This is a genomic window from Rosenbergiella nectarea, assembly GCF_900111105.1.
Taxonomy (GTDB): domain Bacteria; phylum Pseudomonadota; class Gammaproteobacteria; order Enterobacterales; family Enterobacteriaceae; genus Rosenbergiella; species Rosenbergiella nectarea.
On the sequence record NZ_FOGC01000001.1, the window covers coordinates 460,991 to 477,688 of the forward strand.

Below are 16,698 nucleotides of genomic sequence, written 5' to 3' on the forward strand. Positions count from 1 at the left end.
GAATGACGAGGAAAATTAATGGAAGCCTGGATCCAACATTTATTAGAGCAATCGGTCGGCTGGGCGATAGGCGTTGTTGCGGTTGTCACTTTTTTAGAGTCCTTAGCTCTGGTTGGCTTAATACTGCCTGGAACCGTCATGATGGCTTCGCTTGGTGCGCTCATCGGCAGTGGGCATGTCAGTCTCTATCCAGCGTGGGCGGCGGGTTTTATGGGATGCTTGGTCGGGGACTGGTTATCGTTTTATATCGGTTGGAAATTTCAAGGCCCGTTACACCGCTGGAAGTATTTGCAGAAGCACCAAGCCCTGCTTAATAAGACCGAACACGCCTTGCATAATCACAGTGTCGCGACCATTTTAATTGGTCGCTTTGTCGGACCTACTCGACCGCTTATCCCGTTGATTGCCGGAATGCTAGAGCTGCCGGCAAAAAAGTTCTTACCCCCAAACCTTGTGGGATGTATTTTGTGGCCGCCCCTCTATTTGCTGCCCGGTATTCTTGCCGGTGTGGCGATTGATGTACCCGCTGGCGCTCAAGATAGCTTATTCAAGTGGTATTTAGCCGGTGTAGGAGTGCTGGTTTGGGCCAGCGTTTGGTTAGCTTGGCGCTGGTTACGTCCGGCTAAAGAAGACGCCGCTAAGGGGTGGTTGACCCCAGCACGCCTTCGTTATCTTGCGCCGACAACGGTGGTTATTACCGCCATCGTCTTGTACCTATTGCTCCAACACCCAATGATGCCAATGTTTGGTCACTTATTGTGGCAAGTCTTTATGGGTCATTAGCTGGCGTCACCCCTAACATTCTGGCGGCTTCGATGTCGCCTTTTTCCAGTTGTTGCCACGTCCCACTCCATGCCATTTCTCCTTGGTCGATCACAATACAGCGATCGGCCAGAAAACGCGCGTCCGCAAGTTGATGCGAGACCATCATTAAAGTTAAGTGATTTTCTCGACACAGCGCCTGTGTAAGGACCAACATCTCTTGGCGAAGAGCGGGATCTAAGGCTGAGAAGGGTTCGTCCAGCAGTAGTAAGGGCTGCTCACGTAACAGACAGCGGGTAAGCGCAACGCGCTGCCGCTGTCCACCGGAAAGCTGCGCAGGTAAACGATCCATTAGCGGTAACAGTCCGGTACGGTCAGCTAATGCTAAGAGTTTTTCTTGCTGGACGGCAGAAAGACGCATGGCGGGCGATAATCCGAGGGCAAGATTCTGTTTAACGGTCAGATGGGTAAAAAGATTATTTTCCTGAAATAATATCGATAGCGGTCGTTTGGCCGGAGCCAACGCCGTCACGTTCTGATCTGCAATCCATACCTCTCCTTGGCTGGCAGGGATGAAACCGGCAATTAAATTGAGCAGTGTGCTTTTGCCCGCGCCGCTGGGGCCTAAAATCACTACCCGCTCACCCGCTGTAACGGATAAGGTAAAACTCAGGGGGTGTTGTGGGTAATCACAACCTAGTTGATTTATGGTGAGCATTACGGTCCGCCAAGGTTTCAATAAGGATAAAAATCAGGAAGCAAAGCAGCAATAACAGCAGCGCTGTCACTGCCGCCTGTTGCGTCCGGTAAGCGCCCATCTGCTGATAGAGGTAATAGGGAAGCGTTTGAAAATCTTGGCTACCAAACAGCGCAATCACGCCGAAGTCTCCCATCGACATCAACGAGGCGAATGCGAAGGCTTGTAACAACGGCTGTCGCAACGTCGGTAACTCAATATGACGTAAACGCTGCCATCCACCTAAGTTCAGTGAGAGGCAGAGACGGCTATATTGATTCGCTAAGTCCCGCATCGGGCTTTCGAGTAGCTTGCTGGCATAGGGTAAAGCCATCAAGGTATTGACGATAATGACCAGATAGGCTGGTGAGCGACTAAGTCCAATGGTTTGATTGAGGATCAGAAAAGCCCCTGTTGCCAGAACAATGCTTGGCACCCCGAGAATAAGCATTGCACTGCCTTCAAGGCAACTGGCCCAGCCATACTGCTGCCGTCGGCGGTATTCACGAGAGGTCCATAATAACATGAGGGTGATACTGACACTGAGCACCCCGGCCACCACAGCAATCTTGAGTGAAAGGGCTACGGCCTGCCACAATGCCGGATCGGTCAAGGCTGCAAGAGTCTGTGGGCCAATACCGGCAGTCGTGACCGCGATAAGTGGCGGGATCAGTAATAGGACCAGTATCAGTATCGCTGCAGCGTCAATAATACGGGCCCATACACCTTCCACTTTAGGCCGCCAGGTTTGGCGTAAACTGACTTCATGGGCGCGGATAGGGGTCAGCCAATGGCTGCATAATAACAGTCCACCACAACAACAAAGTTGAATGATGGCGAGCAACGCTGCGCGGCCCGGGTCATAATCAAAACTCAACGCTTGGTAAATCGCCAGTTCCAACGTGGTGGCTTGAGGGCCACCGCCTAAGGTTAAGACGATGGCAAAGCTGGTGAAACAGAGCATGAATATCAGCACAAAAGCCGGGAACAGTTGCCGTTTTAACCAAGGCCACTCCAGAAATTTAAATAGATTCCATCCCTGAATGGCTAATTGATCGGCCAGCTGCCGCTGCTCATTAGGGATCTGCTGTAAGGCTTGTAATAACAGGCGAGTGGCAAGCGGTAAATTGAAAAAGACGTGGGCCAGTAGAATCCCGCTTAGGCCATAAGGGCTAAAGGTATAATCGATACCGAGGCGATGACACAGCATGGCAAGCCATCCCTCACGGCCATAGACGGTCATTAAGCCAAATACCGCTACGAGCACTGGCAGAATTAAGGTCATGCTGGCAAGGCGCAGCAGTAAGATCTTGCCAAAAAAATGTCGGCGCTGTAATGCCCGGGCGATAGGGATCGCCGAACCGACGGCGATAACAGCAGATAGCGAGGCCTGTTTGAACGAAAACGCGATCAAATGATGAAGGTAGGCGTCTTCCAGTAGTCCCGTCAATGAAGGTAAGGGGGCTGCAAACAGCAGCGCGATAAGCGCTGCGCTAAGACAGACGAGGATAGTGAACGCCGCGATACTGCCGGGAAGTCGCCAATTGTTCATTAATGGGAAACAGCCATCTGCCACGCCTCGACCCACGATGCGCGGGAAGCTGCCACCTGTGACGCACTGTATTGCAGGGCTTGCTGAGGAACCGGAAGCTGCGCGATAGCGGCCGGAAGCGGTTGATGCGTCGCCGGATACATCCAGTTACCTGTCGCCAAGTTTTTTTGGAAATCATCAGACAGCATAAACTGCATAAATTGGTGGGCTAGCGCTGGTTGTGGGCTTTTCGCTAATTGTCCCGCCACTTCTACTTGTAAATAGTGGCCTTCTGAGAAGTTCGCGGCGGCGTAATCATTATTATGTTCTTCCATAATATGATAAGCCGGTGAGGTGGTGTAGCTTAGCACCAAGTCAGCTTCACCTTTTAAAAACAGCCCATACGCTTCACTCCACCCGCGAGGGATCGTTACGGTCTTTTTCGCCAGCTGCTGCCATGCCTGTGCGGTTTTATCGCCAAATACGTGGTTCATCCACAATAAAAGCCCCAGTCCCGGCGTACTGGTGCGCGGATCTTCATAGATGACGCGCCATTTCTCTGGGCTTTCGACTAACTCCTGCAGACTTTTTGGCGGGTGAGGTAAACGTTTTTTGTTATAAACGAAGGCAAAATAGCCGTAATCGTAAGGGATAAAAGTCTTGTCGGTCCAGCCATTGGGGACCTTAAGATTTTGCGTATCAATATTGGCAGGGGCGAACAGGCCGGTTTTTGTCGCACTCTCTAACAGATTATTATCCAGCCCTAGCACCACATCCGCTTTACTGCGCGTACCTTCCATTCGCAAGCGATTGAGTAGCGAGACCCCATCTTCTAACGCCACATAACGTACTGTACAGCCACACTGCGGCTCGAAAGCGGCTTTAATTGCTGGACCAGGCCCCCATTTCGACGCGAAAGAGTTATAGGTATAGACCGTTAATACTGGCTTAGTCGCCAAGGCGGGCAGTGCGGTAAGGGCCAATAATAACCCTGAAACACATTTTTTGGTTGGAAACACTTTGCGCTCCTAGAAAAACGTTGCTCGTTGGCGCAAAGGATCTGAGAAAGGTTCGCTCAAATCCCTCCGCCGGTATTAACCGGATCAGGTTCTACGGGTGTGTCTCAGCAGTTCGTGACTGCACCCCGTTGAGTCTGAGCATTCTAGGCAATTATTGAGTAAGAGGAAAGCAAAGATCATCAAAGGACGCGCAGTCAGGGACGACTGCGCGAGTCAGAGGGGTTACGGACAAAGTTGTTGCAGTGCGCGATCAAGACCGCCAACCAACCAGTCGATATCGGCGGCTTGGAAAGCGAGAGGAGGGCGCAGTTTCAGCACGTTACCATAAGGTCCAGCCACTGATGTGAGGATCCCTTGGTCACGAAGGCGCTCGATCAAGTCTAAAGCTAACGCTTTATTCGGTTGTTTGCTTTCTGGATCGGTAACTAACTCGAAGCCAATAAAGAGTCCCGCACCACGAACATCGCCGACACAGCGATATTTTTGTTGCAAGCGGCGCAGCTCCGTTAATAGAAGTGCTCCCATCACGCGGCTATGCCCTTGCAAATTCTCCTCTTGGATCACCTTAAGTACGGCTTGTGCGGCCGCCATCGAAACAGGGTTACCGCCAAAAGTATTGAAGTAAGGGATATGATCACTAAAGGAGGCGAGTACATCACTTTTCGCAAAGAGTGCCGAGACAGGGATCCCGTTCCCCATTGGTTTACCCGTCGTGATAATATCGGGCACTACGCCGTGACGCGCAAATCCCCAGAAGGTATCACCCGTGCGGGCAAATCCCGGTTGGACTTCATCTGCAATGAAAATACCGCCATTCTTATGAACGACCTCAATCGCCGCTTTAAGAAAGCCCGGAGGATTGGGTAATACCCCATCCGACGAGAAGATTGAATCGGCAAGGAAGCCTGCAAACTTGATGTCATTCTGCTTCATGTCATCGATCTGTTTTTGGATCTCATGAGCAAACCATTGGCCCGGATCGCTTGGCGTTAAGCGATAAAAATCGGGTGCAGGGACGACGCGTGTGGTCGGTGCTAGGGCTTGACCACTGCCTAGAGCGGGTGATGCACCTGAGGTTAACTCGCTAGTACCGTGATACGCCTCTTGGGTGACGATGATCCCTGTGCCGCCACTGAAGGATTTAGCGACGCGTATGGCCAGATCATTCGCTTCCGATCCGGTACACATATATATCGCGCGATCAATCTCTGCTGGGGTGGTCGCTAAGATTGATTCGGTATAATTCAAGATATTCTCGTGAAGGTAACGGGTATGAGTATTGAGCTGTTGCATTTGCTGGCTCACCGCCTCGACGACCGCAGGGTGGCAATGGCCGATACTGGCGACATTATTGTAGACGTCTAAATATTTTCGGCCCTCGGCATCCCATAAATACTGTCCTTTCCCTTTTACTAGGTGGACGGGATTACGGTAAAACAGACGATAGGATTCGCCGAGGATCCGATCGCGTTTGTCTGTTAGTTGACGAATTTCAGGGCGTAATGCGTCGGCATGTTCAGCGCGAAAGCTGTTGGTATCCATAATCGTGGAACGTGTGGTCATTATCTACTCCTTGTACTGCTGTCGTCAGTAAGAGGTCACGGATAGGGACGGTGCCCTATCTTATTAGGGATTATTCGTTTTCAACGACCTTAAGGTTAATCGGCTGGTTTGCTTGGCGCCTCACTTTGGTCGTGAGGAAATAGAGGTAACCAAGGATCATTAACCCGATAAATAGGCCACCAATCACCGGATTGAACCAGAGCATGGTGATGAAACAGATGATTGAGAGGACCAACGCAATTCCGGGGATCACCGGGTAGCCAGGGGCACGATAGCTACGTTCAAGGGTTGGCGCGGTTTTACGTAAGCGGAACAGACTTAACATGCTCATGATGTACATTACGTTGGCACCGAACACCGCCATGGTGATCATTGCGGCCGTTAAACTCATGCCTTGTAGCGTCATGCCATCGTTACAAACCACGATCATCCCGATAATTCCCCCTGCAATAATGGCGCGGTGCGGGGTTTGAAAACGACTGAGTTTGCACAGTGACGCAGGTAAATAACCGCCACGAGACAAGGCAAAGAATTGTCGAGAGTAACCGAGAATAATGCCATGAAAGCTAGCGATTAGGCCGAACAATCCAATCCAGACCAGCATATGCATCCAACGAGAGTGCTCGCCGACGATCATTTTCATCGCTTGAGGAAGTGGATCATTAATCCCCGATAAGGCACGCCAATCACCTGCACCGCCTGCGAAAAGCATGACACTGATGGCTAAGAACACTAGGGTCAAGATCCCGGTTAAGTAAGCGATAGGGATGGTCTTCTTAGGATTTTTGGCCTCTTCTGCGGCCATCGCGGCTCCCTCAATCGCCAAGAAAAACCAGATCGCGAAAGGGATCGCCGCAAAAATACCGGGTAAGGCGGCCATCGAGAAATGCTCCTGTCCCGACCAGCCATGGGCCACGAAATGACTCATGCTAAACCCTGGGGAGACAACGCCCATAAAGACCAGCAATTCAAACACGGCCAAGAGCGTGACGATCAGTTCAAACATCGCGGCTAATTTTACCCCGAGAATATTTAACCCCATAAAGACAATATAGGCGCCCAGAGCAGCATATTTAGGGTTGAGTGTCGGATATTGCACATTGAGATAAGCGCCAATCGCCATGGCGATAGCAGGCGGCGCGAAGACGAATTCGATCAGCGTCGCGAGACCGGCAATCAAGCCACCCGTATCGCCGAACGCGGCACGGCTATAGGCAAAAGGTCCACCGGCTTGGGGAATCGCCGTGGTCAGTTCAGTAAAACTAAAGATGAAGCAGGTATACATCACGGCGATGATTAGCGTTGTGACTAAGAAGCCGAGCGTGCCTGCCACACCCCATCCATAGCTCCAGCCGAAGTACTCGCCTGAGATAACCAGACCCACGGCAATCCCCCATAAATGGAGTGCCCCCAGTGTTGGTTTTAATGATGTCGTCATAGTTAACCCCGTTAGCATTTTTGAAGACGTCCTCGCAGGTCATTACTGCGTTTCGAAAGATAATGCAGTGCTTAACGGCGAGAAACTTGACCGGAAAAGACAGTTTGTTGTCATCTCGCGTTAACTCATTGGGTAATCATTGGCGGCTGTACTCTGCGGTCAACTTTCACTGTTTTATCGTCAAGCTCACAGACGTCACTCTGGTGGATGCTACTTCTCACATTAGGTTCTAACGCTGTGTAGGAGAAGATGATGAGTGTGAAACAATACGATGCCCTCGACCAAGCGGTATTACTGCATATTGCGAATCATGTCGTACAAGCCTATCCGCTGCTACAGAACGCGGAAATAAAATTATTATGCCGTTCAGAAAACGCGACATTTTCGGTGATCGCTCAAGGAAAACGTTATGCACTCCGTTTGCATCGGGGGAATTATCATCAGAAAGCGGCTATCGAGAGCGAGCTGTTATGGTTAGATGCCCTACGTTCGGAAGGGATCCAAGTTCCAGAAGCCTTGCGAGACGGTCAAGGAGAACGTATTCAAACCTATGTCTTATCGCCAGATGAACAACGTCATGCAGTGCTCTTTCACTGGATTGAGGGCGAGATGCCGACCAGTGAGGTGTCTCCCGATGCTTTCAAGCAGTTGGGAGAGATCACGGCACGATTACATCGACACAGTCGCCAGTGGCAGCGCCCGACAGCTTTTCAGCGTCTGCGCTGGGACCATGATTCAATGGTGGGGAGCACAAGTCATTGGGGGGACTGGCGTGATATGAGTGATCTATCGAGTAAGGATCATGATCTCATTTGTACCGTGATCGCGGATGTGGACGCGAAACTGACCCGCTATGGTCAACAGAGCGATCGCTTTGGATTAATTCATGCGGATCTCCGTCTCACCAATCTGTTATTAGATCGTGGCGAAACACGGGTGATCGATTTCGATGATTGTGGGTTTGGTTGGTATTTACATGATCTGGCGGCGGCGATCAGTTTCGTCGAGCATCATCCCTCTGCACCATTATGGGTTGATCGCTGGATCGAGGGTTACCAACAGATCCATCATTTTAGCGACGATGATTTTGCAGTGTTACCTGCCTTATTCATTCAGCGGCGTATTCAACTCACCGCATGGCTAGGCTCGCATTGCGAGACCGACATGGCGAAAAGCGTGGCGCAAGGCTGGTCAGCGGACACATTAGGCTTATGCCGCACCTATTTAGAGGGGAAGCAGCGGCCAATTGGTCACACTGTGCACTATTAAATCGTAGACAAGGGAGCCTTCTCGTCATGGTGGTGATAAGCCTGTGTTATATCGCGCAAGTCAATGTTGGTATGAAGTTTGCAGCATTACTCGTATCGTTGCGATTATCCATGAGGGCATCACCATGCAATCATTATTCACCTCCTCCCACCAAGCGGCTCATCATGGCGTATTAGCGGCAGCCGCGAGTGGACTGAGCCAATTTATCACGCATCAGGGCGGGGATATTGATCGGGTGTTCGGCATGAGTGGTATCGACCCAGAGTTGCTGGGGAATCCGACCATGAGCTTGAGTTTAGTCAACTACTGTCGAGTCATGGAGGTCGCGGCCAAACATTCAGGAGTCGATAACTTCGGACTCTATTATGGTAAACAGTTTAAACCGCAATCCTTGGGGTTGATCGGCTACATCGGGATCTGCTCAGCCACCTTAGAAGAGGCATTGCGTAATGTGGTTCATGCCTTTCCCTATCACCAACACGATACCTTGATTAAATTAGTCGATAAAGGGGATAGCTGGCAACTGCACTATCAAGTACGGCACGGCGCGATTCTTCAGCGTCGGCAAGATGCCGAATTGACCCTATGTATGTTCTTAAACCTGATTCGTCATGCGCTAGGCAGTCACTGGGCGCCGAGAGAAATTCATTTCGAACACCCGCGGCCAGCGGCATGGCATGAACACTGTAAAGTCTTCGATGCGCCGATTTGGTTTGACCAACCGACCAACTGCATGGTGATCCCGAAAAGTGATGGCCTGCGTAGCATGCCAGATAGCGATCCGATGTTGTTGACGGTGACTCAAGATGCTATTCGCCAGTTAAATGGCCAGGTATCAACTCAACCCCTAATCGATCAGATCCGTGTTCAGGTACAGCTCGCGATAGGGCAGGGGGAACCGGATCTCGAACAGATTGCCGAACAGGTCGCGATGACCCCTTGGTCACTGCAGCGTCGGTTACGCCAAGAGGGCGTCAGCTTTACAGGGCTGGTGGATAAAGTACGGGGCGAGATGGCGATGAGCTTTCTGCAACAGCCGCACATCTCGGTAACCGATATGGCATTATTACTGGGATACTCTGAAGTGAGCGCCTTTTCGCGGGCGTTCAAACGCTGGTTTGGCACCAGTCCCCGCCAATGGCGTCAGTCGCAAACCGAAAAGCGTTTTGCCGATACCCCCATCATTCTGTAACTGATATGATAAACGCCTCATGTTGACCCATGCCTTACCGAAGGTAGGGCGTTAGTCTTATAGGCCACTTATGCAATCTTTTACCCCGCCCGCCCCGAAAGGGGGAAATCCTGTTTTTATGATGTTTATGCTGGTGACATTCTTTGTCAGCATTGCTGGAGCGTTACAGGCCCCGACACTCAGCCTTTATCTGAGTCAGGAGTTAGCGGCTAAACCTTTTATGGTTGGGCTCTTTTTCACCATCAATGCCGTGACGGGTATCATCATCAGCTTTATATTGGCCAAGCGTTCAGACCGCAAAGGGGATCGCCGGCGGTTATTGATGTTTTGCTGTGCGATGGCCATCGCTAATGCGCTGATGTTCGCTTTTGTGCGCCAGTATGTGGTGTTGATAACCTTGGGGCTGATCCTCTCGGCCTTAACCAGTGTCGTCATGCCGCAACTCTTTGCCTTAGCAAGGGAATACGCTGACCGCACCGGCCGCGAGGTGGTAATGTTTAGTTCGGTGATGCGTACGCAAATGTCGTTAGCTTGGGTGATTGGCCCGCCGATCTCTTTCGCGCTGGCACTTAACTATGGGTTTATTACGTTATACCTCGTAGCAGCCGCGCTGTTTCTGTTGTCGCTGATTTTGATTAAGACCACCCTACCTAGTGTACCAAGACTCTATCCAGCTGAAGATTTAGCGAAAAGTGCAGCCAGTGGCTGGAAACGTACGGATGTGCGGTTCCTGTTTGCTGCCTCGGTATTGATGTGGGTCTGTAATCTGATGTATATCATCGACATGCCGCTCTATATCAGTAAGAGCTTGGGCATGCCTGAAAGCTTTGCAGGCGTATTGATGGGCACGGCGGCAGGGCTAGAGATCCCGGTGATGCTGCTGGCAGGCTATTTGGCTAAACGAGTAGGTAAACGGCCCTTGGTGATCGTTGCGGCGGTGTGCGGCCTGGCATTTTACCCTGCGATGCTGGTGTTTCATCAACAAACAGGCCTATTGATTATCCAACTATTGAATGCCGTCTTTATTGGGATTGTGGCAGGATTGGTGATGCTGTGGTTCCAGGATTTAATGCCAGGGAAAGCGGGCGCCGCAACCACCTTGTTTACCAATTCCGTTTCGACAGGGATGATCTTCGCCGGGCTTTGCCAAGGGCTATTGAGTGATCTCCTCGGTCATCAGGCGATTTATGTTTTAGCAACCGTCCTGATGGTTATCGCGCTACTGCTGCTGTTGCGCGTCAAAGAGCAAGCTTAACGTCAGGGGGCCATAGGCCCCCTAGTGTTACGCATTATTCTGTTGGGCGGCTTGGCATTAATGCCCGAATATCGGTGCCGGTTGGGGTTTGATGGACGCGCAATCCAAAGGTAGGCAGCGCCGCATAGAGGTAATCGAAAATATCGCTTTGGATTGCTTCATACTCTGCCCAGATAACCGTATTGGTAAAAGCATAAATCTCAATAGGTTGACCATTTTCGCTGGGCGCTAATTGGCGCACCATTAGCGTCATATCTTGTCTAATCTGTGGGTGCGTCTTCAACCAGCTTTCCAGCCAGATACGAAACGTCCCGATATTGGTCAGCGCACGATGATTAAGTAATGACGCATTATGATTATCTCGCTGCGCATTCCATTGGCTGATCTCTTGCTGCTTGTTCACTAAATAGGGACTGAGCAGATGGGCTTGACCAAGCTGATCAATTTCCTCCGTCGATAAGAAGTGAATGCTGGTGGTATCAATATTGACGCTACGCTTTATGCGTCTGCCGCCCGATTCTGACATCCCTCGCCAGTTTCTAAAGGAATCGGAAATTAAGGCGTAAGCGGGAATAGTAACGATAGTTTTATCCCAATTGTGTACTTTGACCGTGGTTAAATTGATATCGATTACCGCACCATCAGCGCCATATTTTGGCATATCGAGCCAATCCCCAATCTTCAGCATATCGTTTGCGGAAAGCTGGATCCCCGCGACCAACCCAAGAATCGGGTCGCGAAAGACCAGCATCAGGACGGCGGTCATTGCGCCCAAGCCGGTTAGCAAGGTGCCGGGCGATTTCCCGAGCAATAACGAAATCATCAAGATGACGAGTAAAATCGCCATCATTAATTTAATACTTTGGAAGATACCCCGCAGCGGGATCTGCTTAGCAAATTCACTTCTGGCGGTCACCGCTTGGATCACATCGAGCAGAGAGAAGGCGATCAGTAAGCTGAAGAGCATCACCCATAATTGGCAGAGGGTGGTGAGCCCGACGAACAGCATACTCTGCGGGTCGAATAGGATATGGAGTAATGTCTGAAAGAGCACGCCCTGTAACAGCCAGGTCGCGCGGTTAAATAAGCGGTGTTTGAATAAAGATTTTGGCCAAAGTTGTTGGCTTTTTTCTGACTGTTTTTTCAGTATCGGTAACAGCAGTTTATGAAGCAGTAAATGAATAATCAGTGAGATGAAAATCATCGCGGTGAGCATAATGAGCGTCGCGATAATATCAGTGTACTGAGTGAGGCCTAGGGTCTGGAGCCAATGTTGTAGTGGAAGTTGCATTATTGTCGTAAGTCCTTTTTACATAGTATATTTTTCTTTAATTCAACTTTCATAGTATACCTAAACTTATACCAATCTGTTTATATCAAACTTGAAATGATCAATTCATGAGAAGAAGCATCTAAACATAAACTAAAAAATAGTTTTTTTATAAAAAATCCTACACATAAAGTTTATCTTTGCCTTTTTTCTTGTATTTTTAACAATGTTAAACATGAAAATTTGTCGTGCGCTTTGGGTAATGGTGCGTTACCAACGACCCTGCGTTTGCCTGAGTGGGTCATTAACCTGAATCAGCTTCAGATTATGATTATCATAAAGGAGCAACACCTGCTGCAAGAAGTAAAATCAAAGCACTTAGAGCAGTGAAAAAACAAGGCGACAGAGAGTGGTGATAAAGTATCCTTCTTTATTTACAGATAGCGTATTGTCGTTCAAGTCACTCTCTATCGGATTCGGTGAAGCGGATCAATCATCACTGCACAAATCTCGATGGCTCGTGTACGTTTACTGCGCGAGAAAGTATTGAGAGGGGTATCCGCTAGCCAGAAGGCTTTGCGAGGAGCAAATAGTCGAGGAAACGAAAACGCTGATGCGTAAAGGCCAATCATTAGGCCGTTACGGCTCATGTAAGGAATCATCGCGCCGTAAACAACCTTTTTGCAGCCCTCTTGCTTGCGTAGCCCTTTCTAGCCTCTGGTTATACCCACAAAATAAATACTCGAAAATCTTCGAATCCTAATAGCATCAATTGGTACAAACTTAGGGGTAAATTTAAAAAAATGAATTGAAATTAACAATAACCAATCAATTAGAAAAACCTTACCCTATTATTCCCGCTGATAAAATGCGATCATAAAATTCTGAAAAATACAACCCAATCGGCGAGGAACTCACCAATATTGATATAGTTCAACAAGCAAACCATTTATATATGGTTCTATTATTTTTCAGAACGGCAGCAATATAAGAATTCCCAATATTTTTAAGATAATTCGGTAAAGTTACAGTAACTAATCCGAGGCTAAATTGGTAATTGACGGCTATGCATTAAACTAATTTTACACACCACCTTATATATAGAAAAGGGTTTGGTTTATATGTCTATAAAATATTCTGTGGGTCTTAAAGCGACTAATACACGCAGTGATGTTATAACCATTCAAAAATTATTAGTCAAACATGGCTTTGCATTAAAAATTGATGGCCTATGTGGGAATAAAACAATAAATGCTATTAGAGGGTTTCAAAAGGGACTAAAGATTTTCCCCGATGCCTACGTTGACATCAATCGGAAAACGTTGAAGTTTTTGGATAGTAACAAAATTACTATACTCAAAAATTCGAATTTCCATCCTGCAGGCATAGGTAGCAAGTTCGATGTGACTACGTTGAGATTAAGCCAATCGGGTATTAACCTATTAAAAAATTATGAAAGTCTGAGATTAAAGATTTATGATGACCAAACCGGAAAAGAAGTAAGTTACTACGTTAAAGGGGCGACAATAGGTTATGGTTATTTAATAAGAAATGCATCAGAGTTTGAAGAATATAAAAATGGAATTAGTGTCACTCAGGCAGATTCGTTGTTTAGGAAAGTTTTAGTGATGTACGAAAATGCGGTTAAAAAATTCGTGAAAGTTAACCTCACTCAAAGTCAATTCGATGCGTTGACGATTTTATGCTATAACATCGGTATAGGGAATGACTCAAGAGGGTTTGGTGGCTCAACCGTTGTCAAGATCATTAATGGAGAAAGCACAGGGAATCTTGATTCAGCTTGGAAGGCGTGGAATAAAAGTCAGGGTAGTGTTAGTTCCGGTTTGATGAAACGTCGAGAGACTGAATTGAAAATTTATTATAAGGCTGATTATACAAGATTATGAAAATATATAAATTATTACTATTCTTTTTCTTCACGTTGATGTCTAGTTTAACCCACGCTAAATCGGTTTCTCACTTTGAAGGAAAAAAATTTAAGGCAACGATTGAATACGATTGTAATGAGGGTAATCTTACATGTAATAATGTCCACCTGAACTCTATAAATATCATTAATAATTCTACGATCAGTCTCGACGGCGAGACGATAAATACTAACTGCCCAGATATCTGTAATTTTCAAGGGTATCAATTTAAAAATGGTAAATATAATTATGCATTTTACCCTAGCCTAAAAGGGAACGGTTTGTGGGACTATGTAGTAACGTTGAATGACAAAGTGATTGCTAACGACTTAGGTATAATGAAATAGTAGGTAAAGCTACAATTATGCAGACGTAGCACTTAGCGACGAAAGCGATGAGAAACAGGATTCTTGTGTGCAGTTATACTTGGATACAGTCGCTCCGTTATGCGTAGATAGCTAAAAATTGGAGATTGGCTCGATATGCCAAAATATGGCGCTGATGGTGCGGTAATCGACATCAATTTAACCACGGTCAAAGTACACAATTGGGATAAAACTATCGTTACTATTCCCGCTTACGCCTTAATTTCCGACTCCTTTAGAAACTGGCGAGGGATGTCAGAATCAGGGGGCAGACGCATAAAGCGTAGTGTCAATATTGATACCACCAGCATTCACTTCTTATCGGCGGAGGAAATTGATCAGCTTGGACAAGCTCATCTACTCAGCCCCTATTTAGTGAACAAGCAGCAAGCGATCAGCCAATGGAATGCGCAGCGAGATAATCAAAACATTCAAGTTGCCTGACCGACACTTTCAAACCTAATCTAATGAGCATCCATTCTTACGTTCACTCTCACAAACCAAAATAAACTGGGCTTTTCTACACATCCTTTCATATAAATTTAATATGTACTATTGAAAAAATCAGCTTCTGAAGTGTATTCATTAGCAAGGCATTCGTATTTACTTGCTGTTTCCGCATCAGTATTGAGTGACTCAAGTATAGCAAGTCTACACTTTATTTTGGTAGCCTGACTCCACAGCTCATGTAATTTTAGTATATTTGATTTTTCTTTTGGAAGGTTAGCTATTGATTCTTTTATTGCTGCGTTTAATTTTTCCCTAGATTCAATCTCTTTCTTAATATATTTTTCATTTATTTCATTTAGTTGACTCATTTCTGGCTCTGTAAATGCAGCATTAACATTAAATGAAAAAATCACAATTAAGGAAGCAAATTTAATTTTTTTCATAGTACTCAACTCTCCGATTGAACCTATCATTAGGTACTTTTATCCAATTACTTCTATTTGATATGGCTTTCCCGGAACCCTCTATATCTCCAGCGTAAGCCATTCTTTGTATATGTTCTCTGGCTTTTGGTGTGTAGTCACCTCGGTATCTAAGATCGATAAGTATATTTTTTATTTTGTCAGGAATGTTTTCCCAAGCTAAATCTGGTGGGGTGTTCGGATTGGGATGGTAGTCGTGAATGTTTTTAGGTAACTTACTTATTCTTTCAACATCTTTTTCTAATTCATTATAAGTTATCTCAAATAACTTTAACTGCTGAATATCTGTTATTTCCTCGATAGAATCCCTGTTTTCAAGTACGAAGTTATAGGCTAAACATCCTTTCTTTTTTGCGCCCTTTGAAATTGCTTCAGCCTTTCTATTTTCTATACCCGCTTGTTTTAAAGCAATGAGTGCGCTAGTTTCATTTCTATCACCGAGGTCAAACCCTCTACCAATTGTCACTCCTGAATTATCTTTCTGGCAAGATGAAGAGTTCCCAGGCCAGTGTATTTTTTTGGAATAATCTCTACTTGATTTTACATTATTCCCTTCGGCCCTAAATGTCAGCGTTCCTTTTTTTGGCTCTAGCATTTTTTATCATCCTTTATCTATCCAGAGTCAAACATGTTACGATCTTTTTTTGGCAGTACCTTGATCTTAAAGCGGGAATTTAAAAGTTTTTTTAAAAAATAAAGAGTCTTCTTGATTTTTTTTCTAGGCGTAATCTTCAGCCATGTAAAAAAGTCCTGAAGGATCTCAGACAGATATTCATGTAATCCGTAAATCTCCTGATTTAAACCGGGCTCTGTTAAGTGGAAGACGCTATCTATCAAAAATTAGTATTAGGAGTAATACTATTATGTTCAAGTTCGAACCAGTAGTGAGTAACTGATAGAAATATACGGTTTGCTGCGATGAGTTTTTACTCGACTTCCTGTTTAGCTTCAGTCTGAGGGGCGTTGCCTTTGGCTAGTAAGCTGAGATACTCTGAGCGCAATCCTCTCGCTTCTGCTAAGAATAGTGACGGCTATGATCCCAGAGTTATTATTGTGAGTTTTTTTGTGGCGGGGCGTAAAGTACGAAAACGCCAACGTTTTTTTCCAGTGATTTTAACCATTAGAAATGAGCCATCGCCGTCATGGAGAGTGAAATTGCTTTACTACGTGAAACGTCGGTATGGGGGAGTGGGTGCGTAGTTCGAGACAAAGCAGTTGCTTAATTATTGGTTTACGTTTTCTCGGTATATCTTAACGTATACCAATTATGACAGTATTTTCACGGATATCTTCAGACGCTCGCAGATGATGGTTTGTGGTTAATCTGTTGTCTTAATTTGGTTTTGAGGCGTTCTTAGACATCTATTTTACTGGTGTAGTGGAAGTCGCATAATCATCTTAATAATAACGATGAAAGAGCTTGTCTACGGCGCGGTGA

14 protein-coding genes, 2 pseudogenes and 1 riboswitch are annotated in these 16,698 nt (G+C 46.8%); of the genes and pseudogenes, 7 read left to right on the plus strand and 9 right to left on the minus strand.

The window, feature by feature from the left end; translation table 11 throughout:
- The first annotated feature begins 18 nt into the window (after positions 1-18).
- Positions 19-783 (plus strand): DedA family protein, encoded by a 765-nt coding sequence (locus tag BMX14_RS02170; protein ID WP_092672058.1) that lies wholly within the window; start codon positions 19-21, stop codon positions 781-783.
- On the opposite strand, the gene thiQ is transcribed toward BMX14_RS02170, so the two are convergent.
- The 5 genes from thiQ to eat form a co-directional block, all read right to left on the minus strand.
- Positions 770-1,480 carry a thiamine ABC transporter ATP-binding protein ThiQ gene (gene thiQ, locus BMX14_RS02175; RefSeq protein WP_092672061.1) on the minus strand — a complete coding sequence of 237 codons (711 nt, stop codon included), beginning with the start codon at positions 1,478-1,480 and terminating at the stop codon, positions 770-772. The two genes, BMX14_RS02170 and thiQ, sit on opposite strands and share 14 nt — an antisense overlap.
- Positions 1,452-3,050, minus strand: a complete 1,599-nt coding sequence (gene thiP / locus BMX14_RS02180) for a thiamine/thiamine pyrophosphate ABC transporter permease (RefSeq protein ID WP_092672064.1) — start codon at positions 3,048-3,050, stop codon at positions 1,452-1,454. Before thiP ends, thiQ begins: the two co-directional genes overlap by 29 nt.
- The gene (gene thiB, locus BMX14_RS02185; RefSeq protein ID WP_092672067.1) at positions 3,050-4,048 is read right to left on the minus strand and encodes a thiamine ABC transporter substrate binding subunit; all 999 of its coding nucleotides are present in this window, start codon (positions 4,046-4,048) and stop codon (positions 3,050-3,052) included. Before thiB ends, thiP begins: the two co-directional genes overlap by 1 nt.
- A gap of 43 nt (positions 4,049-4,091) precedes the next feature.
- Positions 4,092-4,186: riboswitch (TPP riboswitch) on the minus strand.
- 84 nt (positions 4,187-4,270) lie between these two features.
- Entirely contained in the window at positions 4,271-5,611 is a 1,341-nt protein-coding gene (locus tag BMX14_RS02190) for an aspartate aminotransferase family protein (RefSeq protein ID WP_092672070.1), read from the minus strand.
- A gap of 70 nt (positions 5,612-5,681) precedes the next feature.
- On the minus strand, positions 5,682-7,049 hold the full coding sequence (eat, locus tag BMX14_RS02195) for an ethanolamine permease (RefSeq protein WP_092672073.1): 1,368 nt from the start codon (positions 7,047-7,049) through the stop codon (positions 5,682-5,684).
- Positions 7,050-7,301: 252 nt separating this feature from the next.
- On the opposite strand from eat, the gene BMX14_RS02200 reads away from it, so the two are divergent.
- The 3 genes from BMX14_RS02200 (at position 7,302) to BMX14_RS02210 (ending at position 10,765) form a co-directional block, all read left to right on the plus strand.
- Positions 7,302-8,318, plus strand: a complete 1,017-nt coding sequence (locus BMX14_RS02200) for a phosphotransferase enzyme family protein (protein WP_092672076.1) — start codon at positions 7,302-7,304, stop codon at positions 8,316-8,318.
- A 124-nt stretch (positions 8,319-8,442) separates the two neighbouring features.
- On the plus strand, positions 8,443-9,510 hold the full coding sequence (gene qhpR, locus BMX14_RS02205) for an AraC-like transcriptional regulator QhpR (RefSeq protein ID WP_092672079.1): 1,068 nt from the start codon (positions 8,443-8,445) through the stop codon (positions 9,508-9,510).
- A 70-nt stretch (positions 9,511-9,580) separates the two neighbouring features.
- Positions 9,581-10,765: an MFS transporter gene (locus BMX14_RS02210; protein ID WP_092672081.1), complete on the plus strand. Its 1,185-nt coding sequence runs from the start codon at positions 9,581-9,583 to the stop codon at positions 10,763-10,765.
- Between the two features lie 34 nt (positions 10,766-10,799).
- On the opposite strand, the gene BMX14_RS02215 is transcribed toward BMX14_RS02210, so the two are convergent.
- Entirely contained in the window at positions 10,800-12,056 is a 1,257-nt protein-coding gene (locus tag BMX14_RS02215) for a mechanosensitive ion channel family protein (RefSeq protein ID WP_092672084.1), read from the minus strand.
- Positions 12,057-12,514: 458 nt separating this feature from the next.
- Here BMX14_RS02215 and BMX14_RS17100 point away from each other — a divergent pair, with 458 nt between their 5' ends.
- From BMX14_RS17100 to BMX14_RS02230, 3 genes and pseudogenes are all read left to right on the plus strand, one after another.
- Positions 12,515-12,601 carry a hypothetical protein gene (locus BMX14_RS17100; RefSeq protein WP_329957785.1) on the plus strand — a complete coding sequence of 29 codons (87 nt, stop codon included), beginning with the start codon at positions 12,515-12,517 and terminating at the stop codon, positions 12,599-12,601.
- 555 nt (positions 12,602-13,156) lie between these two features.
- Entirely contained in the window at positions 13,157-13,942 is a 786-nt protein-coding gene (locus BMX14_RS02220) for a glycoside hydrolase family protein (RefSeq protein WP_092672087.1), read from the plus strand.
- Between the two features lie 479 nt (positions 13,943-14,421).
- Positions 14,422-14,742: pseudogene (locus tag BMX14_RS02230) on the plus strand (mechanosensitive ion channel domain-containing protein); the annotation flags it as partial.
- A gap of 128 nt (positions 14,743-14,870) precedes the next feature.
- On the opposite strand, the gene BMX14_RS02235 reads toward BMX14_RS02230, so the two are convergent.
- From BMX14_RS02235 to BMX14_RS17140, 3 genes and pseudogenes are all read right to left on the minus strand, one after another.
- Positions 14,871-15,221, minus strand: coding sequence for a hypothetical protein (locus BMX14_RS02235; RefSeq protein WP_092672093.1), 351 nt, complete (start codon positions 15,219-15,221; stop codon positions 14,871-14,873).
- Entirely contained in the window at positions 15,208-15,855 is a 648-nt protein-coding gene (locus BMX14_RS02240) for a pesticin C-terminus-like muramidase (RefSeq protein WP_092672096.1), read from the minus strand. Before BMX14_RS02240 ends, BMX14_RS02235 begins: the two co-directional genes overlap by 14 nt.
- A gap of 161 nt (positions 15,856-16,016) precedes the next feature.
- Positions 16,017-16,100, minus strand: a pseudogene (locus BMX14_RS17140) (phage portal protein); the annotation flags it as partial.
- Positions 16,101-16,698 lie beyond the last annotated feature (598 nt).